Source organism: Streptomyces sp. NBC_00154, assembly GCF_026342835.1.
In the GTDB taxonomy this organism is placed as follows: domain Bacteria; phylum Actinomycetota; class Actinomycetes; order Streptomycetales; family Streptomycetaceae; genus Streptomyces.
Genome location: NZ_JAPEMI010000001.1, coordinates 2,326,145 through 2,345,869 on the forward strand (window position 1 = coordinate 2,326,145; position 19,725 = coordinate 2,345,869).

The window sequence follows — 19,725 nt, forward strand, 5'->3', positions numbered from 1 at the left end:
CCCGGGAGTACCCGCGTGCTGCACCTGCGCCTGATCGTCCCCGCCGACCGTACGGACGAGGTGCTGCATCTCGTCGAGCACACTGTCGGCACCACGCATCTGGTGGTGCTGCCCGCGGCCGCCCGTGACCCGGCGGGCGATGTGGTGCTGTGCGACGTGGCGCGCGAGGCGGGCGACGAGCTGATCAACGCCCTGCGCACACTCGGTATCGACGAGTCCGGCTCGATCACCGTCGAACACTCGGACCTGACGCTCTCCGCCCTCGCCGACCGGGCCAAGAAGGACGCTCCGGGCGAGGGCGTGGACGCCGTGCTGTGGGAGAAGCTGACGGACGCGACCCACGAGGAGTCGACGTTCAGCATCACCTATGCGGCATTCCTCTCGGTCGCGACGATGCTCGCCGCCTGCGGCGTGATGCTCGACAACGCGATCCTGATCGTGGGCGCGATGGCGGTGGGCCCTGAGTTCGGGCCGCTGGCCGGTATCTCCACGGCGCTGGTGCAGCGCGCCCCGCGTCTGGCGTGGCGTTCGCTGTGGACGCTGATCGCCGGGTTCGCCGTCGCGATAGTGGTGACGGTCGGGTTCGCCTGGATGATGAACGCCTTCGGGCTGTTCACGGAGGCGATGGTCGAGGCGGCCCGGCCCAACACGGCGTTCATCTGGAAGCCGGACTGGATGTCGTTCGTGGTGGCGTTCCTGGCGGGCATCGCGGGGACGCTCTCCCTCACCTCGACGAAGTCCGGGGCGCTGATCGGCGTCGCGATCTCGGTGACGACCGTGCCGGCCGCGGCCAATGCCGCGGTGGCGTTCAGCTACCGGGACTACGGGCAGATGTGGGGCTCGGTGGGCCAGCTGATGGCGAACCTCGGCGGGATCGTGCTCGCGGGGACACTGACGCTGCTGCTCCAGAAGGCGCTGTGGGCAGCCCACCACCGCCGGACCGCCGCCGCGGCCTCGGGCGCCGCCCAGGCCTGAGAGAAGCGCCGGAGGGGCCCGATGCGTGCATCGGGCCCCTCCGGCGCTCGGCAACAGCAGGACGACGCGCTACCCGAGCGCGGACTTCACCACATCGGCCAGCCGCCCGGCCACCGACCGCGCCTGCTCGATGTCGGCCGCCTCGACCATGACCCGCACCAGCGGCTCGGTGCCCGACTGGCGCAGCAGTACGCGGCCGGTGTCACCCAGCTCGCGCTCCGCCTCGTCGATCGCGGCCGCCAGCTCCGCCGACGTCTCCACCCGGGACTTGTCGACGTCCGGGACGTTGATCAGGATCTGCGGGAGCCGCTGCATGACGCCGGCGAGTTCGGCGAGCGTACGGCCGGTGGCAACGACCCGGGCCGCCAGCAGCAGGCCGGTCAGCGTGCCGTCACCGGTCGTGGCGTGGTCGAGGACGATGACATGGCCGGACTGCTCGCCGCCCAGCGCGAAGCCCTCGGCCTTCATCGACTCCAGTACGTACCGGTCACCGACAGCGGTCTGGACGACGTGTATGCCCTCACGCTCCATGGCGATCTTGAAGCCGAGGTTGGACATCACCGTGCCGACCACGGTGTCCTTGCGCAGCTGTCCGGCCTCGCGCATGGCGAGGGCGAGCACGGCCAGGATCTGGTCGCCGTCGACCTCCTCGCCCGAGGCGTCCACGGCGAGGCAGCGGTCGGCGTCGCCGTCGTGCGCGATACCGAAGTCGGCGTGGTGCTCGACGACGGCGGCCTTCAGCAGGTCCAGATGGGTGGAACCGCAGCCGGCGTTGATGTTCAGACCGTCCGGCGCCGCACCGATCGTGATCACCTCGGCGCCGGCCCGTGCGAAGGCCTCGGGCGAGACCCGGGCGGCCGCGCCATGCGCCTCGTCGAGGACGATCTTCAGCCCGTCGAGCCGGTTCGGCAGGACCGCGACGAGGTGCGCCACATACCGGTCGAAGCCCTCTGCGTACTCCGTGACACGGCCCACACCGGCACCGGTCGGACGCTCCCACGGCGCACCGGTGCGGTGCTGCTCGTACAGCGTCTCGATCCGGTCCTCGAGCTCGTCGGAGAGCTTGTGACCACCACGGGCGATGAACTTGACCCCGTTGTCCGGCATGGCGTTGTGGCTGGCGGAGAGCATCACGCCGAGGTCGGCGCCCAGCGCGCCGGTGAGGTACGCCACCGCGGGGGTGGGCAGCACACCGACGCGCAGGACGTCCACGCCGGCGCTCGCCAGACCGGCCACGACAGCGGCCTCCAGGAACTCTCCGGACGCGCGTGGGTCACGGCCCACCACGGCTGTCGGCCGCCGCCCTCCGTCGAGGGTGCCCGTCTCAGCAAGCACATGCGCCGCAGCCACCGACAGACCGAGCGCGAGCTCGGCCGTCAGATCCGCATTGGCGACACCACGTACACCGTCCGTGCCGAAGAGTCGTCCCACTGGTGTCCTCCGAAGATGCTCCGAAACCGAACCGCAAAAACAAAACAAGCCATCACAAGTCAAAACGACTGAGGGCAAGACGCAAGGCGAGACGCGTGGCGACGCGAAGAGTGATGCCGACCAGGGCGGGCCTATGAACGTCTCATGCCGTTATACGCCTGAGGGCGTCTATAGACGAACGCCCCGGAGGCACGAGAAGTGCCGCCGGGGCGAACGTGTAAAGCAGCTGAGCAGGCGGATTAGCGCTTGCTGTACTGCGGGGCCTTACGGGCCTTCTTGAGACCGGCCTTCTTGCGCTCGACCGCACGGTCGTCGCGGGAGAGGAAGCCGGCCTTCTTCAGCGGGGCGCGGTTGTTGTCCACGTCCGCCTCGTTCAGCGCACGGGCGACACCGAGGCGCAGGGCACCGGCCTGACCCGAGACGCCGCCACCCGAGATGCGGGCGATGACGTCGTAGCGGTTGTCGAGCTCGAGCACCTTGAAGGGCTCGTTGACTTCCTGCTGGTGCACCTTGTTGGGGAAGTAGTCCTCAAGGGTGCGACCGTTGATCTTCCACTTGCCGGTGCCCGGAACGATCCGGACGCGGGCAATGGCGTTCTTCCGACGGCCAAGGCCGGCGGCGGGCTGCGGGTCGCCGAAGCGGGACGCCAGCGACTCGCTGGTGTACTCGCCCTCGACGGGAACCTCGGACTCGAAGGTGGTCACCTCGGCGAAAACCTCTTCGCCCTCGGTGCCCTCGATGGGGTTCTCAACAGTGGTCTCGGCCACGATGCTCCTCAGATCTTTCTTTATGTCTTAGGGGGAGGCCGGAACTACTGCGCGACCTGGGTGATCTCGAACGGGACCGGCTGCTGAGCAGCGTGCGGGTGCTGGTCGCCCGCGTAGACCTTGAGCTTCGAGAGCATCTGACGGCCCAGGGTGTTCTTGGGGATCATGCCCTTGATGGCCTTCTCGATGGCCTTCTCCGGGTTCTTGGAGAGCAGCTCGTCGTAGCGCACGGAGCGCAGACCACCCGGGAACCCGGAGTGGCGGTACGCCATCTTCTGGGTCTTCTTGTTGCCGGAGAGGTGAACCTTCTCGGCATTGATGATGATGACGAAGTCGCCCATGTCCATGTGGGGGGCGTAAATCGCCTTGTGCTTGCCTCGGAGGAGGTTCGCAGCCGTGGTGGCCAGACGACCCAGGACGATGTCCTCGGCGTCGATGATGTGCCACTGGCGAGTGACATCGCCGGGCTTGGGGCTGTACGTACGCACTTCGTAGCCTTCGCTTCTTCAGTGGATGAGGTCCAGACACATGGCACCCCTGAAGCGATCATGCAGCTGGGGCCCACAATGCCGGGAACGCTGTCCGTATGCGAGCCACTGGTAACTGCTCCAGAGAACCTACGTAAGGGCTCTTCGCGTGAGAACGACGAAGCCGATACGTATAACAACCCCCGACAGTACCCGCCCCGCCCGGGACGGGTCAAAACGCGCCGGCCCTACCGCTCCCGCTCGACCCTGCGCTCGTCCCACACCGGCTCCACGGTCTCCCGCACCACCCCATCCGACCCGAACACCAGATAGCGGTCGAACGACTTCGCGAACCACCGGTCGTGCGTGACGGCCATCACGGTCCCGTCGTACGCCTCGAGGCCGTCCTGCAGCGCCTCCGCCGACTCCAGGTCCAGGTTGTCCGTCGGCTCGTCCAGCAGCAGCGCGGTGGTCCCCGCCAGCTCCAGCAGCAGGATCTGGAACCGCGCCTGCTGCCCGCCGGACAGCTTCTCGAAGGGCTGGTCCCCCTGCCGCTCCAGCTCGTACCGGCGCAGTACCGACATGGCCCCGCCCCGGTCCTTCGCGTGCTCGGTCCACAGGATCTCGACGAGCGTGTGCCCCATCAGCTCCGGATGGGCGTGCGTCTGCGCGAAGTGCCCGGGCGCGACCCGCGCGCCGAGTTTCCACTCGCCCGTGTGCGCCACCGGCTCCCCGGCCAGCAGCCGCAGGAAGTGCGACTTGCCCGACCCGTTCGAGCCGAGGACGGCGACCCGTTCCCCATAGAAGATCTCCAGGTCGAACGGTTTCATCAGCCCGGTCAGTTCGAGCCCCTTGCAGGTCACGGCGCGCACACCGGTCCGGCCGCCGCGCAGACGCATCTTGATGTCCTGCTCGCGCGGCGGCTCCGGCGGCGGCCCCGCGTCCTCGAACTTCTTGAAGCGGGTCTGCATGGCCCGGTAGCGCGACGCCATGTCGGGACTGATCGCCGCCTGCTGCCGCAGCCGGTGGACCAGCGCCTTCAGCCGGGCGTGCTCCTCCTCCCAGCGCCGCAGCAGCTCCTCGAACCGCGCGAACCGGTCCTTGCGGGCCTGGTGGTACGTATCGAAGCCGGCGCCGTGCACCCACACATCGCTTCCCGCCGGGCTGGGCTCCACGCTGACGATCTTCTCGGCGGCCCGGGACAGCAGCTCCCGGTCGTGGGAGACGAAGAGCACCGTCTTCCGCGTCTCCTTGAGCTTCGACTCCAGCCACCGCTTGCCGGGGACGTCGAGATAGTTGTCCGGCTCGTCGAGCAGCAGCACCTCGTCCGGACCGCGCAGCAGCGCCTCCAGCACGAGCCGCTTCTGCTCGCCCCCGCTGAGCGTCCGCACCTCACGCCACTGCGCCTTCTCGTACGGAACACCGAGCGCGGCCATGGTGCACATGTCCCAGACGGTCTCGGCCTCGTATCCGCGGGCCTCCGCCCAGTCACTGAGGGCCTGCGCGTACTTCATCTGCGCGGCCTCGTCGTCGACCGTGAGGATCAGCTCCTCGGCCCTGTCGACCGCCTGCGCGGCCTCCCGGATGCGCCGCTGGGCGACGGAGACGAGCAGATCCCTGACCGTACGGTCGTCCCGGACCGAGCCCACGAACTGCGGCATCACCCCGAGTCCGCCGCTCACCGACACGGTGCCGCCGTGCGGCTGGAGCTCCCCGGACAGGAGTCGCAGCAGCGTCGTCTTTCCGGCGCCGTTCGCCCCGACGAGGGCGACGACGGCCCCGTCCGCGACCCGGAACGAAGCATCGCCGAGCAGCACCCGCCCGTCCGGTAGGTAGTACTCCAGATGACCCGCTTCAAGATGTCCCATGCACAGCATTGTCACGGCCCGCGAAGCCCTGGCCCAACCGGTTTACGTTCCGTCTAGGATTCGCGGCATGAGCTTTGGGCAAGGGGGGCCCTCCTGGGGGCCCGGGGGCAATCAGACTCCGGACTGGGCGGCGCTGGCCGAGGCATCCGCCGCGCGGAGCCGTCGTAAGAAGTGGCTGCTGATCGGCGGCGGCGCGCTCGCCACCGCCGCGGTCGCGGCAATCGTCGCCACAGCCGTCATCTCGACCAACAACAACGGCGGCTCCACCGGCTCGGACACGAACGCGAGCCAACTGCCGGGACCCGCCGATCTGCCGACCGACTCGGCCGAGCCCGAGCCGTCCTTCTCCACGGTGGCGCCCCCGCCCCCGCCGGACCCGAAGGACTACGTCTCCGACGTGAAGAAGGACAAGGCGCCGCTCACCATCGACTCCTTCTACCCGGGCAAGAAGCTGACGATGGGCGACCGCGGGTACACCAAGGGCGCCACGCACCGCACCACGAACTGCGCGGCGACCACGCAGGGCGCACTCGGCTCGATCCTCATGAACAACGGTTGCGACCAAGTCATCCGCGCCACGTACAGCAGGGCGGGGGTCGCCGTGACCGTCGGTGTCGCGGTCTTCGAGACGGAGGCGCAGGCGAAGAAGTCGGCGCAGCAGGCGTCGGGCGGCCTGGCGTCGCTGAGCGGTGCGGGCGTGCCGACATTCTGCCGCGGTGGTTCGATCTGCCGTCGCACCACCAACTGGTACGGCCGCTACGCCTACTTCACCATCGGCGGCTTCACGAACGGCAAGAACGTCACCAAGGCCGACAAGAACGTCTTCACCGTCGGCGACGACCTGCGGAACTTCACGTTCCGGCAGATACGCCACCGCGGCGAGGTCCAGGCCTCCGCCGCGGCCACCGCGTCGACCGGCTGATCCGGCCCCGAAGACGTCGTGCGCCTTCCCTTCCTGCTCACGCTCCCCCGGGTACTGCGCCACAGCGCCACGATCGGCGCGGACCTGCCGCCGGACGAGGCCGTGGTCGTCGACCCGCCGGACGCGCCGCTGCGTGCGGCACTGACGGCGGCCGCCGCGGGCGACCACGGCCCCGCCCGTGACCTCCTCGCCGCGACCCGCGCGCACGCCCAGTGGGAGCTGAGGGACGGGTACGTCACGCGTCTCGCCGAGGCCGCGCTGCACAACCCCGGCTGGCTGGACGCGTGGCTGGACGGGGCGCCCGAGGATCCGGACGCGGCCCTGGTCAAGGCCGAGCTCCGTATCGGCCAGGCCTGGGAGATACGTACGGCGGCCCGCGCCCGGCATGTCTCGCACGACCAGTTCCAGGCCTTCTTCGCGCTCCTGGAGGACGCGGCCCCGGTGATCGGCGCGGCGGCCGAGCTCAACCCCACCGACCCGGTCCCCTGGCGCATCGCCCTCACCCACGCACTCGGCAGCCAGGCCCCGCGTGCCGTCTTCGACGACTACTGGGCCGAGGCGACCGCCCGCGATCCGCACCACTACGGCTGCCACACCGCGGCCCTGCAGTACCTGTGCGCGAAGTGGCACGGCTCGCACGAGGAGATGTTCGCCTTCGCCGAGAGCGCGGCCGACACGGCCCCGCCCGGCTCCAAGCTGCACGCGCTGCCCCTGTCGGCGGCGCTGGAGTACGAGGTCCTCACCACCGGCCCGACGACCGCCCCCGCCGGCCCCGACCCGTTCGCGCCCCGCGTGGCGGCCGCCGTCACCCGCGCTCTGGCCCTCTCCGCCGAATACGCCCCGGGCAGCCGCGAAGCCGCCGGCTTCCGCAACCAGCTGGCCCTGATGCTGCTGCGCCAGGACCGCTGGCACGACGCCCTGGACACGTTCCGCGCCATCGGTACCGCCGCCACCAAATACCCCTGGGCGTACTTCGGCGACGACCCGCGCCAGGAGTTCCTCGAGACCCGCTCGGGCGTCCGTATCCATGTGGCGACCAGGACCCCGTTCTTCGCCCGTCCCTCGCACCCCCACTCCGTACCGGCCACCGGCTGGACGGCGGACGCCCCGTGCGCGCTCGCGATAGCGGCCGCCCGCCCGGAGGACGTGGCACAGGCCGCGCTGATGTGCGGCATCTCCCTGCGTACGGCCCCGGCATCGGCGACGCACACGTACATCGAGGCCGTCCCCGACCTCAAGCCGGCCAAACGCTCGGTCCTGTCCACGGAGGACCGGCTGACCACGGCGGCCGACAACTTCACCACCGGTGAGAAGTGGCCGACGCTGGTCCTGCGCCGCACCCCCGAACGCTGCGGCTTCACCGTGTTCCACAAGGGCAGACCGCTGGCAGCGCACGAGTGGAACACGACGTCCCCGGCTCCGGACCACACCACGGTCACCGCCACGGCCGCCACCCTGTCCCGGCTCTTCGCCGTCGCGGACCCGCGCCCTCTGACCCACATCCTCCGCTCCACCGGCAACCCGACCCGGCACCAGTCCGACCTGCTGGCCGCCCTCGCCCTGCCACCGCTCCCCGCGGACTTCGGCACCCGCCCGGAGATCCTGGACACCCTCCCCGGCGCCCGGGTCCTCACCCGCCGCGGGCTGCTCGCCGGGATGCGCGACACGATGGCGACGGAGGACGGCAGCCACCCGCCGGCCCCCGGCACCTACGAACCCCGCCCGGTCCGCTGGTGGCTGCTGCGCGTCCTGGGCCTGCTGCTGTTCACGGCGGCCGCGGCCTACGCCTGGTGGACCCCGGACATCGGCCCGGTCCGGTCGACGCTGTCGACGCTCACCGCACTGTTCCTGGCGGGACAGTTGACGGGGGCGTGGTGCCGACGGCGGGCACACCAGGGAAAGATGTCCCGCTGAGCCCGGTCCGCCTCAGCAGCACCCGCGTCCCGGCAGCGACCGCACATTGCGCGCCTCCTTGTTGCGCGCGGCAAGCAACTCATCGGCCGGGTAGGCGACTTCCTCCAGCGTCAGCCCGTGCGGCCGCACCACATGCACTCCCGGATCCCGCACCCCGGCAGCCAGCACCTGGGCGGGCCACGGGTCGGGCCGACGCCCGTCACCCACGAACAGCATCGCCCCCACGAGCGCACGCACCATGTTGTGGCAGAAGGCATCGGCCTGCACGGTCCCGGTGACGACCCCGGACTCCGCGTCCCGTACCCAACTCAGCTTCTGCAGCGTACGGATGGTCGTCGCGCCCTCGCGCTTCTTGCAGTACGCGGCGAAGTCGTGCTCCCCGAGCATCCGGGCCGACGCCGCATTCATCGCGTCCACATCCAACGGCCGGTCGTGCCAGAGCACATGACCACGCATCAGCGGATCGGCCCCACCGGGCCGGTCGGAGATCCGATACGCGTAGCGCCGCCACAACGCGGAGAAGCGCGCGTTGAACCTCACCGGGGCCTCGGCCACCCGCCAGATCCGTACGTCGGGTGCCATCCGCCCGGCCATCCGCCTCAGGAGCAGCTCGCCGTGCTCGGCCCACACCTCGGCCGGCAGATCGACATGCGCGACCTGGCCCCGGGCGTGCACCCCGGCGTCGGTGCGCCCGGCGACCGTCAGGTCGTACGTCCGCGACGACCTCGTCACGGTCCGCAGTGCGTCCTCGATCTCCCCCTGCACCGTGCGCCGGGCGGTCTGCTTCGCCCAGCCGGAGAACTCCTTGCCGTCGTACGCAAGGTCCAGCCGTACCCGCACGAACCCCGGCTCTACTTCGTCACTCACCCAACGATCCTCTCAAGCCTGAACATGCGGAACGGGCCCGCACCGCCCCGAAGGGTGGTGCGGGCCCGTCCAGTGGTCTCAGAACGCTCAGGCGTCCTTGGACTCCTCCGCCGGAGCGGCGTCCTCGACGACCTCGTCGGACTCGGCCGGGGCCGCTTCCTTCTTGAGGGAGTCTTCCTTGACCGCACGCTTCGTCGCCGCCTCGGCCTCACCGGTGGCCTGCTGCGCCACGGTCAGCGCCTCGACCAGCTCGATGACGGCCATCGGGGCGTTGTCGCCACGACGGTTGCCGATCTTGGTGATGCGCGTGTAACCACCGGGGCGGTTCTCGTAGCGCGGGGCGATCTCGGTGAAGAGCGTGTGCACGATGCCCTTGTCCGTGATCGTCTGCAGAACCAGGCGACGGTTGTGGATGTCGCCCTTCTTCGCCTTGGTGATCAGACGCTCGGCGACCGGACGCAGGCGGCGGGCCTTGGCCTCGGTCGTCGTGATGCGGCCGTGCTCGAACAGCGACTTCGCGAGGTTCGCGAGAAGCAGACGCTCGTGCGCGGCGCTGCCGCCCAGACGGGCACCCTTTGCGGGACGCGGCATGGTGTATCTCCTTGTGTGCTGCACCGGCCGTATCAGGTACCGGTGTCAGTTCCCGTGAAGCGGCCGCCTCACGGAAGATCATGGGCCGTCGGGGCTCATCGAGCCCGTCCGGCGATTGAGGCCGGAGCCTCACCCCGGTCCGGGGCGCCCGGAAATCCAGGCGCCCGGCCGGAGGCGTACTAGTACTGCTCGGTCTCGACGAAGCCCGCGTCCGCGTCGTCGTCGGCGCCGAAGGCGTCGGCAGCGGCGGTCGGGTCGAATCCGGGCGGGCTGTCCTTGAGCGCCAGGCCCATACCGGCCAGCTTCGCCTTGACCTCGTCGATCGACTTCGCACCGAAGTTGCGGATGTCGAGCAGGTCGGCCTCGGAACGAGCGACGAGCTCACCCACGGAGTGGATGCCCTCACGCTTGAGGCAGTTGTACGAACGGACCGTGAGCTCGAGCTCCTCGATCGGCAGCGCCAGATCGGCGGCGAGCGCGGCGTCCGTCGGGGACGGGCCCATGTCGATGCCCTCGGCATCGATGTTGAGCTCGCGCGCCAGACCGAACAGCTCGACCAGGGTCTTACCGGCCGACGCCATGGCGTCACGGGGACGCATGGCCTGCTTGGTCTCGACGTCGACGATCAGCTTGTCGAAGTCGGTGCGCTGCTCGACACGGGTCGCCTCGACCTTGTACGTGACCTTGAGCACCGGCGAGTAGATGGAGTCGACGGGGATACGGCCGATCTCCTGGCCCACCTGCTTGTTCTGGACGGCGGAGACGTAGCCGCGACCGCGCTCGACGGTCAGCTCCATCTCCAGCTTGCCCTTGCTGTTCAGCGTGGCCAGGACCAGGTCCGGGTTGTGGACCTCGACACCGGCCGGCGGGGCGATGTCAGCAGCGGTGACCAGGCCGGGACCCTGCTTGCGCAGGTACATCACGACCGGCTCGTCGTGCTCCGAGGAGACGACCAGCTGCTTGATGTTGAGGATGAGGTCGGTGACGTCCTCCTTGACGCCCGGCACGGTGGTGAACTCGTGCAGGACACCGTCGATCCGGATGCTGGTGACAGCAGCGCCGGGGATCGAGGAGAGGAGCGTACGGCGGAGAGAGTTACCGAGGGTGTAGCCGAAGCCCGGCTCCAGCGGCTCGATCACGAACCGGGAGCGGAACTCGTCAACGACCTCTTCGGTCAGCGAGGGACGCTGAGCGATAAGCATGCTTCGATCCTTCAGTCGTGGGCGCCCACTATTTGACGCCCCCAGATACTGACAAGGGTACGGGCGGCACGACCCGAAAGAGCCGTACCGCCCGGACCCACGAGCTCTCCTACTTGGAGTAGAGCTCGACGATCAGCTGCTCCTGCACCTGGGTGTCGATCACCTGGCGCTCGGGCAGGGAGTGCACGAGGATCCGCATCGTCGACGGCACGGCTTCGAGCCATGCCGGAACGGTGCGCTCGCCGGCCTCGGCCTGGGCCACCTGGAAGGGGGTCAGGGCCTTGGACTTCTGGCGAACCTCGATGACGTCGTTCGCGGCGACGCGGGCCGACGGAATGTCGGTCTTCGTGCCGTTCACGGTGATGTGTCCGTGACGCACCAGCTGACGGGCGTGGTCGCGGGACTTGGCGAAGCCGGCCCGGTAGACCACGTTGTCGAGGCGGGTCTCAAGGATGCGCAGAAGGTTCTCACCGGTCTTGCCGGACTTCTTGTTCGCTTCCTTGTAGTAGTTCACGAACTGCTTTTCAAGGACACCGTAGATCCGCGAGCACTTCTGCTTCTCACGAAGCTGAAGAAGGTACTCGCTGTCCTTGGTGCGCCCGCGTCCGTGCTCACCCGGGGGGTAAGGACGGATCTCGATCGGGCACTTCGCGCTCTCGCACTTGCTGCCCTTAAGGAACAGCTTCTGCTTCTCCCGACGGCAACGCTTGCAGTCGGCCCCGGTGTATCGCGCCATTTTCCAGTTGTCTCCGTTGCTTCAGTGCGTCAGACGCGACGGCGCTTGGGCGGCCGGCATCCGTTGTGCGGAGTGGGGGTGACGTCCTGGATCGAACCGACCTCGAGGCCCGTGGCCTGGAGGGAGCGGATCGCGGTCTCGCGGCCGGAGCCCGGACCCTTGACGAAAACGTCAACCTTGCGCATGCCGTGCTCCTGCGCGCGGCGGGCGGCCGACTCGGCGGCCATCTGCGCGGCGAAGGGGGTGGACTTGCGCGAGCCCTTGAAGCCGACGTGGCCGGCGGAGGCCCAGGAGATCACGTTGCCCGAGGGGTCCGTGATCGAGACGATGGTGTTGTTGAACGTGCTCTTGATGTGCGCGTGGCCGTGAGCGACGTTCTTCTTTTCCTTGCGACGCACCTTCTTGGCTGCGCCCTGACGACCCTTGGGGGGCATGTCTTGACTCCAGATGGAGAGGGGAGGTGATCGGTCCTACAGCGAAGACCGCTGGATGCTGCGACGATCCGGGGATCCGAACTGCCGCAGTACGTCCGCTGAGGACTACTTCTTGCCCGGCTTCTTCTTACCGGCGATCGCGCGACGCGGGCCCTTGCGGGTACGGGCGTTCGTGCTGGTGCGCTGGCCGTGGACCGGCAGACCACGACGGTGGCGGATGCCCTGGTAGCAGCCGATCTCGATCTTGCGGCGGATGTCGCCCTGGATCTCGCGGCGAAGGTCACCCTCGGTGCGGAGGTTGGCGTCCACGTACTCGCGGATCTTGACCAGGTCCTCTTCGGCCAGGTCACGAACGCGGGTGTTCGGGTTCACACCCGTGGTGGCAAGGATCTCCTTGGACCGGGTGCGCCCGATACCGAAGACGTAGGTGAGGGCGACCTCCACGCGCTTTTCGCGCGGGATGTCAACACCTGAAACGCGTGCCATTCAATGGCTCCAGTTGTTATTTCGGGGGTCTTCCGCAGTGCCACTCCCGGCCGCCGACCGCTCCGAGGAAGGAGAGGTGGTACGTCCGGGTCCCCGGCCCCCGCCGGAGGTGTCGTCAGCCGTGGCTTGGACGGGCTCTGCGTATGTACGTATTACGTGCGTCGCGCGAAGTGCTGCGAGATGCAGGGGGTCGTGCGTCAGCCCTGGCGCTGCTTGTGGCGCAGGTTGTCGCAGATGACCATGACCCGACCGTGACGGCGGATCACCTTGCACTTGTCGCAGATCTTCTTGACGCTCGGCTTGACCTTCATGGGATGTCAGGTTCTCCGGGTCAGTGCCACCACTCTGCCGAAGCAGGGCGTGGGCAAGATCTACTTGTATCGGTAGACGATCCGGCCACGCGTCAGGTCGTACGGAGAGAGCTCCACCACGACCCGGTCGTCCGGGAGGATTCGGATGTAGTGCATCCGCATCTTGCCGGAGATGTGCGCGAGGACCTTGTGACCGTTCTGGAGTTCCACCTTGAACATGGCGTTCGGGAGGGACTCGATCACGGTGCCCTCAATTTCGATGGCACCTTGCTTCTTGGCCACGCTTCGCCTTTCGAATCGGCTACCTTGATCGACTCTCTGCCCCGTATGTGGACACACGGATGCACGAGAGCCGACGAGTCAGTCTACGTCAGCGGACCCCAAAAGACGAATCCGTCAAGTTTGCCCACCAGAGTAGATCCTTAGACCTGCCCGGGCGAGCGTTCTCGGCCCGGCGGGTCCGGGGCCGCATCGACCGACCCACAAGCTTCGGCCCGCTGCGCCGGACTCCGTCCGTCGGGTGAGTGATCAGCCCAGCGGGTCCGGGGCCACCTCGACGCCGTACTGCGCGAGCTTCGCGCGGCCGCAGTCGGGGGCCGTCAGGACCAGGGGGCCCTGCTCGGTGAGGGCGATCGAGTGCTCCCAGTGGGAGGACCAGGTACCGTCCGTCGTGATGACCGTCCAGTCGTCCTGGAGCACCTCGGTCTGCGCCGTACCGAGCGAGACCATCGGCTCGATCGCCAGGCAGACGCCGGGTACGAGCTTGATGCCCTTGCCTCGCTTGCGCGCGACATAGTTCAGCAGATGCGGGTCCATGTGCATCTCGGTGCCGATGCCGTGGCCGCCGTAGTCCTCGATGATCCCGTACTTGCCGGTGGCGGGGCGGGGCTGGCGGCGGATGTAGGACTCGATCGCCTTCGAGATGTCGACGAGGCGGTTGTTCACCTTCATCGCGGCGATCCCGGCCCACATGGACTCCTCGGTCACCCGGGACAGCTCGATGAGCTCCGGAGCGTGACCGGTGCCGACGAACGCGGTGTACGCGGCGTCGCCGTGCCAGCCGTCGACGATCGCGCCGGCGTCGATGGAGATGATGTCGCCGTCCTTGAGGACGGTCTTGTCGTCCGGGATGCCGTGGACGACGACCTCGTTGACCGAGGTGCAGATGGTCGCGGGGAACCCGCCGTACCCGAGGAAGTTCGACTTCGCACCGTGGTCGGCGATCACCTTGCGCGCGACCTGGTCCAGGTCCTGGGTGGTGGCACCGGGCACGGCCGCTTCCCGCGTGGCCGCGTGAATGGCAGCGACCACCAGCCCTGCCTCACGCATCTTCGCGATCTGCTCGGGGGTCTTGATCTGCACCATTACGCGGCGCCTCTCTGCATCGGACGGGTATCGAAGGGTGACGGGTGCTGCGGCGTACTCCACGATACGGCGCAAACAGAGCCGGCCGCGGCGCCCAAGGACGCCGCGGCCGGCCGTACAGCTACTACGGGTGTTTCCTCAGTCCTCGCCGGACTTCTTGAGGGCCTCCATCGCCCGCTCGGTCACGTCCGTGACCTTGCCGAGCGCGGAGATCGTGACCACCAGGCCCTGGGACCGGTAGTAATCGATGATCGGCTCGGTCTGCGTGTGGTAGACCTCGAGCCGGGTCCGGACCGTGTCCTCCGTGTCGTCGTCACGCTGATACAGCTCGCCGCCGCAGATGTCGCAGACACCCTCGGTCTTCGGCTGGTTGTACGTGACGTGGAAGACGTGCGAACCGTCGTTCCGGCAGATGCGGCGGCCGGCAATGCGCTTGACCACCTCGTCCTCGGGGACCTCCAGGTCCAGGACCGCGTCCAGCTTGGCGCCCTCGTCCTTGAGCATCGCGTCAAGGGCCTCGGCCTGTCCCACGTTGCGGGGGAAGCCGTCGAGCAGGAACCCGTTCGCGGCGTCCGGCTGGGCCATGCGGTCCTTGGCCATCCCGATGGTGACCTCGTCCGGCACCAGCTGGCCTGCGTCCATGTAGGCGCGGGCCTGCTTGCCAAGGTCAGTGCCCTGGCTGATGTTGGCGCGGAAGAGGTCGCCCGTGGAGATCTGCGGAATCGACAGGTTCTTGGCAAGGTACGCAGCCTGCGTTCCCTTGCCGGCACCGGGCGGCCCGACGAGGACGATTCGCATCAGCGGAGGAACCCTTCGTAATTGCGCTGCTGGAGCTGACTCTCAATCTGCTTCACGGTCTCCAGACCCACACCCACGATGATGAGGATGCTCGTCCCGCCGAACGGGAAGTTCTGGTTAGCGCCACCGAAGCCTGCCAACGCCATCGTCGGCACCAGAGCGATCAGACCCAGGTACAGCGAGCCCGGCCAAGTAATCCTGTTGAGCACGTAGCTCAGGTACTCGGCAGTAGGTCGACCAGCCCGGATACCCGGGATGAAGCCACCATACTTCTTCATGTTGTCGGCGACTTCCTCGGGGTTGAACGAAATCGCCACATAGAAGAAGGCGAAGAAGACGATCAACAGGAAGTACGCCGTGATGTAGTACGGGTGGTCGCCCTTGACGAAGTGGTCCTTGATCCATGTGGCCCAGCCCGCCGTGGAGTTGGAGAACTGGACGATCAGGGCCGGGATGTAGAGCAGCGAAGAAGCGAAGATGACGGGAATCACACCCGCCTGATTCACCTTCAGCGGGATGTACGTGGACGTACCCCCGTAGGACCTGCGGCCGATCATGCGCTTCGCGTACTGCACCGGAATCCGACGCTGGGCCTGCTCGACGAAGACCACGAGGGCCACCATCACGAAGCCGACCAGGATGACGGTGCCGAACTCGATCCAGCCGTCGGCCAGCTTGCCGCTCTGCTTGATGGCCCACAGGGCGCCGGGGAAGCTGGCGGCGATCGAGATGAACATGAGGATCGACATGCCGTTGCCGATGCCGCGGTCGGTGATGAGCTCACCGAGCCACATGACGGCGGCGGTACCCGCGGTCATCGTGACCACCATGACGATGGTCGTGAAGATGGAGTGGTTCGGGACGATCTGGTCGGCGACCGGGCAGCCGCTGAACAGTGCGCCGCTGGTGGCGGTGGCCACCAGGCCGGTGCCCTGGAGGATGGCGAGCGCGACGGTCAGATAACGCGTGTACTGCGTGATCTTGGCCTGGCCGGACTGCCCCTCCTTCTTGAGCGCCTCGAGTCGGGGAATGACCACGGTCAGCAGCTGAAGAATGATGCTGGCCGTGATGTACGGCATGATGCCGAGCGCGAAGATCGTGATCTGCAGCAGTGCACCACCGCTGAACATGTTCACCAGGCCGAAGAGGCTGTTGTTGCCCTTACTTGCCTGGTCAACACAGGTCTGGACGTTCTCGTAGCTCACTCCCGGTACCGGGATGTGTGCCCCGAGCCGGTAGAGCACGATGATGCCGAGCGTGAAGAGCAGCTTCTTGCGCAGGTCGGGCGTCTTGAACGCCCGGGCGAACGCGGTGAGCACGGTGCCTCCTGCGACCCCCGCGCAGAGCGAGAGGTGACGGTCTTGAGGATCGACGAATACGTAACAGTCAAAGATTCCTGGGCGTGGGCCCAGGGGTTACCACAGCAACAGTGCTGGCCACCTTACCGGCGACCATGCCCCCCTAGGAACGACCAACCGGGGATGCCCCAAATAAGAGGCATCCCCGGTCGGATGTTCAGGCCATCGAGTTGTCCGAGTTGTCTCAGACGAGCTCAGTGACGGTGCCGCCGGCGGCGGCAATCTTCTCCTTGGCGGAGCCGGAGACGGCGTCAACCGAAACCTGCAGCGCCACGGAGATCTCGCCCTGTCCGAGGACCTTGACGAGGTGGTTGTTGCGCACCGCACCCTTGGCGACCAGGTCGGCCACGGTGACCTCTCCACCCTCGGGGTAGAGCGTCGCGAGCTTGTCCAGGTTCACGACCTGGTACTCGGTGCGGAACGGGTTCTTGAAGCCCTTGAGCTTCGGGAGACGCATGTGGAGGGGCATCTGGCCACCCTCGAAGCGCTCCGGAACCTGGTAGCGGGCCTTCGTGCCCTTGGTACCACGACCAGCGGTCTTACCCTTGGACGCTTCACCACGACCCACACGGGTCTTGGCGGTCTTGGCGCCCGGGGCAGGCCGGAGGTCGTGGGCCTTCAGCGGCTTGTTCTCCGCCATGTCAGTCGACCTCCTCAACCGTCACGAGGTGGCGGACGGTGTGCACCATTCCGCGGAACTCGGGGCGGTCCTCCTTGACAACCACGTCGTGCAGGCGCTTGAGCCCGAGCGAACGAAGGGTGTCGCGGTGGTTCTGCTTGCTACCGATGTACGACTTCGTCTGCGTGATCTTGAGGCGAGCCATTACGCACCCGCTCCCGCACGTGCACGAAGCAGAGCCGCGGGGGCGACGTCCTCGAGGGGCAGACCACGGCGAGCCGCGATCTCCTCGGGACGCTGCAGACCCTTGAGGGCCGCCACGGTCGCGTGCACGATGTTGATCGCGTTGGACGAGCCAAGCGACTTCGACAGGATGTCGTGAACGCCGGCGCACTCCAGAACGGCGCGCACCGGGCCACCGGCGATAACACCGGTACCGGGGGAAGCCGGCTTCAGCAGCACGACACCCGCGGCCCGCTCACCCGTGATCGGGTGAGGGATGGTGCCCTGGATACGCGGAACCTTGAAGAAGTTCTTCTTGGCTTCTTCCACGCCCTTGGCAATGGCCGCGGGAACTTCCTTGGCCTTGCCGTAACCGACACCGACGGTGCCGTCACCATCGCCCACCACGACCAGCGCGGTGAAGCTGAAGCGACGACCACCCTTCACAACCTTGGCGACGCGGTTGATCGCGACAACGCGCTCAACGTACGCGGTCTTCTCGGCGGCAGCTGCGCCGCCGTCACGGCCCTTCCGGTCCCGCCGCTCGCCGCCACCGGCACCGCTTCCGCGGCGCTGGGGTCCAGCCATTGGATTTACCTCTCTCTGTTACGTCCGCTGTGCGTAGGAACCGGGGCTTAGAACTTCAGCCCGGCTTCACGGGCGGCGTCAGCCAGAGCGGCAATCCGCCCGGCGTACTGGTTGCCACCGCGGTCAAACACGACGGCCTCGACGCCTGCAGCCTTGGCGCGCTCGGCGACCAGGGCGCCGACCTGCTTGGCCTGGGCGCTCTTGTCACCCTCGCCACCACGGATGGACACGTCCAGGGTCGACGCCGACGCGAGCGTGTGGCCCGCGATGTCGTCGATGACCTGAGCGACCATGTGGCGGTTGGAACGCGTCACGACCAAGCGGGGACGCTCCGGCGAACCGGAGATGTGCTTGCGGACGCGGATGTGGCGACGCTTGAGGGCAGCGCGCTTGTACGCGTCGCCCTTGGCGATCTTTACGCCGTATGCCATGGCTACTTACCAGCCTTTCCGACCTTGCGGCGGATGACCTCGCCGGCGTACTTGACGCCCTTGGCCTTGTACGGGTCAGGCTTCCGCAGCTTGCGGATCTTGGCCGCGGTCTCGCCGACCTTCTGCTTGTCGATGCCCTCGACGGAGAACTTCGTGGGGGACTCCACCTTGAAGGTGATGCCCTCCGGGGCCTCGATCAGGATCGGGTGGCTGTAGCCCAGGGCGAACTCCAGGTTGGAGCCCTTCGCCTGGACTCGGTAACCGACACCACTGATCTCGAGCGCCTTGGTGTATCCCTGGGTCACACCGGTGATCATGTTCGCCACCAGCGTGCGGGACAGGCCGTGAAGGGCCTTGTTCTGACGCTCGTCGTTCGGGCGGACGACGTTCAGGACGCCGTCCTCACCCTTGGTGACCTCGATCGGCGACGCAACGGTGTGCGAGAGGGAACCCTTGGGGCCCTTCACCGCGACCGTACGGCCATCGATGGTGACGTCCACACCGGCGGGAACCTGGATGGGGAGCTTGCCGATTCGCGACATTAGCTATTCCTCCGTTCCCGACTACCAGACGTAGGCGAGGACTTCCCCACCTACGCCCTTCTTCTGAGCCTGCTGGCCGGTCAGGAGACCGTGGGACGTGGAGATGATCGCCACGCCCAGGCCGCCGAGGACCTTCGGCAGGTTGGTGGACTTTGCGTATACACGCAGACCCGGCTTCGAGATTCGCTTGATGCCGGCGATCGAGCGCTCGCGGTTCGGGCCGAACTTCAGCTCGAGGACGAGGTTCTTGCCAACCTCGGCGTCCTCGACCTTCCAGCCCGTGATGAAGCCCTCCTGCTGGAGGATCTCCGCGATGTGCGACTTGATCTTGCTGTGCGGCATCACGACGGAGTCGTGGTACGCCGAGTTCGCGTTACGCAGACGCGTGAGCATGTCTGCGATGGGATCAGTCATGGTCATGAATTGGCCTTCGGCCTCTCTCGCCGGGGTTTCCTGTATGCGCCATCCCTCTCCCCACTCAGTGGCGGGACGGGTGCGGTGCGGGGACCTACGGCGTAGTAAGTCGGTCTTGGGCGGCAGGCGCCCAACCCCACAAGCCTACGGCATGTGAGGCCGGACTCCTGCCGACCAGATGCTTACCGAGAGCTTCCGTCAATTCCCAACGCCCAGAGGGCGAAGAAGAATTACCAGGAACTCTTGGTCACGCCCGGCAGCTCGCCACGGTGAGCCATCTCACGAAGGCACACGCGGCACAGGCCGAACTTGCGGTAGACGGAGTGGGGCCGGCCGCAGCGCTGGCAGCGGGTGTACCCGCGAACGCCGAACTTCGGCTTACGGGCGGCCTTAGCGATCAGAGCCTTCTTCGCCACG

Annotated in this window: 25 protein-coding genes; 3 read left to right on the top strand and 22 right to left on the bottom strand. The window is 67.6% G+C overall.

What is annotated here, in order from left to right; all coding sequences use genetic code 11:
* Positions 1–15 precede the first annotated feature (15 nt).
* The gene (locus OHA03_RS10215; RefSeq protein ID WP_267002978.1) at positions 16–975 is read left to right on the top strand and encodes a DUF389 domain-containing protein; all 960 of its coding nucleotides are present in this window, start codon (positions 16–18) and stop codon (positions 973–975) included.
* Positions 976–1,044: 69 nt separating this feature from the next.
* On the opposite strand, the gene glmM is transcribed toward OHA03_RS10215, so the two are convergent.
* The 4 genes from glmM to OHA03_RS10235 all read right to left on the bottom strand — a co-directional run bounded on the left by glmM (position 1,045) and on the right by OHA03_RS10235 (position 5,517).
* Complete coding sequence (gene glmM, locus OHA03_RS10220) at positions 1,045–2,406, bottom strand: phosphoglucosamine mutase (protein ID WP_267002981.1); 1,362 nt, start codon at positions 2,404–2,406, stop codon at positions 1,045–1,047.
* A gap of 239 nt (positions 2,407–2,645) precedes the next feature.
* Positions 2,646–3,173 carry a 30S ribosomal protein S9 gene (gene rpsI / locus OHA03_RS10225; protein WP_030979658.1) on the bottom strand — a complete coding sequence of 176 codons (528 nt, stop codon included), beginning with the start codon at positions 3,171–3,173 and terminating at the stop codon, positions 2,646–2,648.
* Between the two features lie 44 nt (positions 3,174–3,217).
* Positions 3,218–3,661, bottom strand: coding sequence for a 50S ribosomal protein L13 (rplM, locus tag OHA03_RS10230; protein WP_030979660.1), 444 nt, complete (start codon positions 3,659–3,661; stop codon positions 3,218–3,220).
* Between the two features lie 227 nt (positions 3,662–3,888).
* Complete coding sequence (locus tag OHA03_RS10235) at positions 3,889–5,517, bottom strand: ABC-F family ATP-binding cassette domain-containing protein (RefSeq protein ID WP_267007998.1); 1,629 nt, start codon at positions 5,515–5,517, stop codon at positions 3,889–3,891.
* 58 nt (positions 5,518–5,575) lie between these two features.
* Here OHA03_RS10235 and OHA03_RS10240 point away from each other — a divergent pair, with 58 nt between their 5' ends.
* Both OHA03_RS10240 and OHA03_RS10245 read left to right on the top strand, forming a co-directional pair.
* Complete coding sequence (locus tag OHA03_RS10240) at positions 5,576–6,430, top strand: hypothetical protein (RefSeq protein ID WP_267002984.1); 855 nt, start codon at positions 5,576–5,578, stop codon at positions 6,428–6,430.
* A gap of 18 nt (positions 6,431–6,448) precedes the next feature.
* Complete coding sequence (locus OHA03_RS10245) at positions 6,449–8,344, top strand: hypothetical protein (protein WP_267002986.1); 1,896 nt, start codon at positions 6,449–6,451, stop codon at positions 8,342–8,344.
* Between the two features lie 12 nt (positions 8,345–8,356).
* Here OHA03_RS10245 and truA read toward each other — a convergent pair whose 3' ends face one another.
* The 18 genes from truA to OHA03_RS10335 form a co-directional block, all read right to left on the bottom strand.
* Complete coding sequence (gene truA, locus OHA03_RS10250) at positions 8,357–9,211, bottom strand: tRNA pseudouridine(38-40) synthase TruA (RefSeq protein WP_267002988.1); 855 nt, start codon at positions 9,209–9,211, stop codon at positions 8,357–8,359.
* An 87-nt stretch (positions 9,212–9,298) separates the two neighbouring features.
* Positions 9,299–9,802: a 50S ribosomal protein L17 gene (gene rplQ / locus OHA03_RS10255; protein ID WP_267002990.1), complete on the bottom strand. Its 504-nt coding sequence runs from the start codon at positions 9,800–9,802 to the stop codon at positions 9,299–9,301.
* A 179-nt stretch (positions 9,803–9,981) separates the two neighbouring features.
* Entirely contained in the window at positions 9,982–11,004 is a 1,023-nt protein-coding gene (locus tag OHA03_RS10260; protein WP_031080491.1) for a DNA-directed RNA polymerase subunit alpha, read from the bottom strand.
* A 109-nt stretch (positions 11,005–11,113) separates the two neighbouring features.
* The gene (gene rpsD, locus OHA03_RS10265) at positions 11,114–11,740 is read right to left on the bottom strand and encodes a 30S ribosomal protein S4 (protein ID WP_267002997.1); all 627 of its coding nucleotides are present in this window, start codon (positions 11,738–11,740) and stop codon (positions 11,114–11,116) included.
* 29 nt (positions 11,741–11,769) lie between these two features.
* Positions 11,770–12,174, bottom strand: a complete 405-nt coding sequence (rpsK, locus tag OHA03_RS10270; protein ID WP_003956432.1) for a 30S ribosomal protein S11 — start codon at positions 12,172–12,174, stop codon at positions 11,770–11,772.
* Between the two features lie 105 nt (positions 12,175–12,279).
* The gene (gene rpsM, locus OHA03_RS10275; protein ID WP_014047799.1) at positions 12,280–12,660 is read right to left on the bottom strand and encodes a 30S ribosomal protein S13; all 381 of its coding nucleotides are present in this window, start codon (positions 12,658–12,660) and stop codon (positions 12,280–12,282) included.
* A 197-nt stretch (positions 12,661–12,857) separates the two neighbouring features.
* Positions 12,858–12,971: a 50S ribosomal protein L36 gene (gene rpmJ, locus OHA03_RS10280; protein WP_003956441.1), complete on the bottom strand. Its 114-nt coding sequence runs from the start codon at positions 12,969–12,971 to the stop codon at positions 12,858–12,860.
* Positions 12,972–13,031: 60 nt separating this feature from the next.
* Positions 13,032–13,253 (bottom strand): translation initiation factor IF-1, encoded by a 222-nt coding sequence (infA, locus tag OHA03_RS10285; protein WP_003956442.1) that lies wholly within the window; start codon positions 13,251–13,253, stop codon positions 13,032–13,034.
* A gap of 246 nt (positions 13,254–13,499) precedes the next feature.
* Positions 13,500–14,336, bottom strand: coding sequence for a type I methionyl aminopeptidase (gene map, locus OHA03_RS10290; RefSeq protein ID WP_267003000.1), 837 nt, complete (start codon positions 14,334–14,336; stop codon positions 13,500–13,502).
* Positions 14,337–14,474: 138 nt separating this feature from the next.
* Entirely contained in the window at positions 14,475–15,134 is a 660-nt protein-coding gene (locus OHA03_RS10295) for an adenylate kinase (RefSeq protein WP_030977966.1), read from the bottom strand.
* A complete protein-coding gene (gene secY, locus OHA03_RS10300) occupies positions 15,134–16,453 on the bottom strand; it encodes a preprotein translocase subunit SecY (protein ID WP_030914158.1) in 1,320 nt (439 codons plus the stop codon). The genes OHA03_RS10295 and secY overlap by 1 nt, the downstream gene beginning before the upstream one ends.
* 223 nt (positions 16,454–16,676) lie before the next feature.
* Complete coding sequence (gene rplO, locus OHA03_RS10305; protein ID WP_018550610.1) at positions 16,677–17,132, bottom strand: 50S ribosomal protein L15; 456 nt, start codon at positions 17,130–17,132, stop codon at positions 16,677–16,679.
* A gap of 1 nt (position 17,133) precedes the next feature.
* The gene (gene rpmD / locus OHA03_RS10310; RefSeq protein WP_018550611.1) at positions 17,134–17,316 is read right to left on the bottom strand and encodes a 50S ribosomal protein L30; all 183 of its coding nucleotides are present in this window, start codon (positions 17,314–17,316) and stop codon (positions 17,134–17,136) included.
* The gene (gene rpsE, locus OHA03_RS10315; protein ID WP_030977962.1) at positions 17,316–17,921 is read right to left on the bottom strand and encodes a 30S ribosomal protein S5; all 606 of its coding nucleotides are present in this window, start codon (positions 17,919–17,921) and stop codon (positions 17,316–17,318) included. The genes rpmD and rpsE overlap by 1 nt, the downstream gene beginning before the upstream one ends.
* Before the next feature lie 47 nt (positions 17,922–17,968).
* On the bottom strand, positions 17,969–18,352 hold the full coding sequence (gene rplR, locus OHA03_RS10320) for a 50S ribosomal protein L18 (protein ID WP_030914149.1): 384 nt from the start codon (positions 18,350–18,352) through the stop codon (positions 17,969–17,971).
* 2 nt (positions 18,353–18,354) lie between these two features.
* Positions 18,355–18,894 carry a 50S ribosomal protein L6 gene (rplF, locus tag OHA03_RS10325; RefSeq protein WP_267003005.1) on the bottom strand — a complete coding sequence of 180 codons (540 nt, stop codon included), beginning with the start codon at positions 18,892–18,894 and terminating at the stop codon, positions 18,355–18,357.
* Between the two features lie 21 nt (positions 18,895–18,915).
* Positions 18,916–19,314, bottom strand: coding sequence for a 30S ribosomal protein S8 (gene rpsH, locus OHA03_RS10330; protein ID WP_005313538.1), 399 nt, complete (start codon positions 19,312–19,314; stop codon positions 18,916–18,918).
* A gap of 224 nt (positions 19,315–19,538) precedes the next feature.
* Positions 19,539–19,724 (bottom strand): type Z 30S ribosomal protein S14, encoded by a 186-nt coding sequence (locus OHA03_RS10335; RefSeq protein ID WP_003948630.1) that lies wholly within the window; start codon positions 19,722–19,724, stop codon positions 19,539–19,541.
* Between the last annotated feature and the right edge of the window lies 1 nt (position 19,725).

Coding starts and splice junctions, on each gene's coding strand:
- OHA03_RS10235 (WP_267007998.1), bottom strand. CDS start 5,517: ATGCTGTGCATGGGACATCTTGAAGCGGGTCATCTGGAGTACTACCTA.
- OHA03_RS10240 (WP_267002984.1), top strand. CDS start 5,576: ATGAGCTTTGGGCAAGGGGGGCCCTCCTGGGGGCCCGGGGGCAATCAG.
- rplQ (WP_267002990.1), bottom strand. CDS start 9,802: ATGCCGCGTCCCGCAAAGGGTGCCCGTCTGGGCGGCAGCGCCGCGCAC.
- OHA03_RS10260 (WP_031080491.1), bottom strand. CDS start 11,004: ATGCTTATCGCTCAGCGTCCCTCGCTGACCGAAGAGGTCGTTGACGAG.
- rpsD (WP_267002997.1), bottom strand. CDS start 11,740: ATGGCGCGATACACCGGGGCCGACTGCAAGCGTTGCCGTCGGGAGAAG.
- rpsK (WP_003956432.1), bottom strand. CDS start 12,174: ATGCCCCCCAAGGGTCGTCAGGGCGCAGCCAAGAAGGTGCGTCGCAAG.
- rpsM (WP_014047799.1), bottom strand. CDS start 12,660: ATGGCACGCGTTTCAGGTGTTGACATCCCGCGCGAAAAGCGCGTGGAG.
- rpmJ (WP_003956441.1), bottom strand. CDS start 12,971: ATGAAGGTCAAGCCGAGCGTCAAGAAGATCTGCGACAAGTGCAAGGTG.
- map (WP_267003000.1), bottom strand. CDS start 14,336: ATGGTGCAGATCAAGACCCCCGAGCAGATCGCGAAGATGCGTGAGGCA.
- OHA03_RS10295 (WP_030977966.1), bottom strand. CDS start 15,134: ATGCGAATCGTCCTCGTCGGGCCGCCCGGTGCCGGCAAGGGAACGCAG.
- rplO (WP_018550610.1), bottom strand. CDS start 17,132: ATGGCGGAGAACAAGCCGCTGAAGGCCCACGACCTCCGGCCTGCCCCG.
- rpmD (WP_018550611.1), bottom strand. CDS start 17,316: ATGGCTCGCCTCAAGATCACGCAGACGAAGTCGTACATCGGTAGCAAG.
- rpsE (WP_030977962.1), bottom strand. CDS start 17,921: ATGGCTGGACCCCAGCGCCGCGGAAGCGGTGCCGGTGGCGGCGAGCGG.
- rplR (WP_030914149.1), bottom strand. CDS start 18,352: ATGGCATACGGCGTAAAGATCGCCAAGGGCGACGCGTACAAGCGCGCT.
- rplF (WP_267003005.1), bottom strand. CDS start 18,894: ATGTCGCGAATCGGCAAGCTCCCCATCCAGGTTCCCGCCGGTGTGGAC.
- rpsH (WP_005313538.1), bottom strand. CDS start 19,314: ATGACCATGACTGATCCCATCGCAGACATGCTCACGCGTCTGCGTAAC.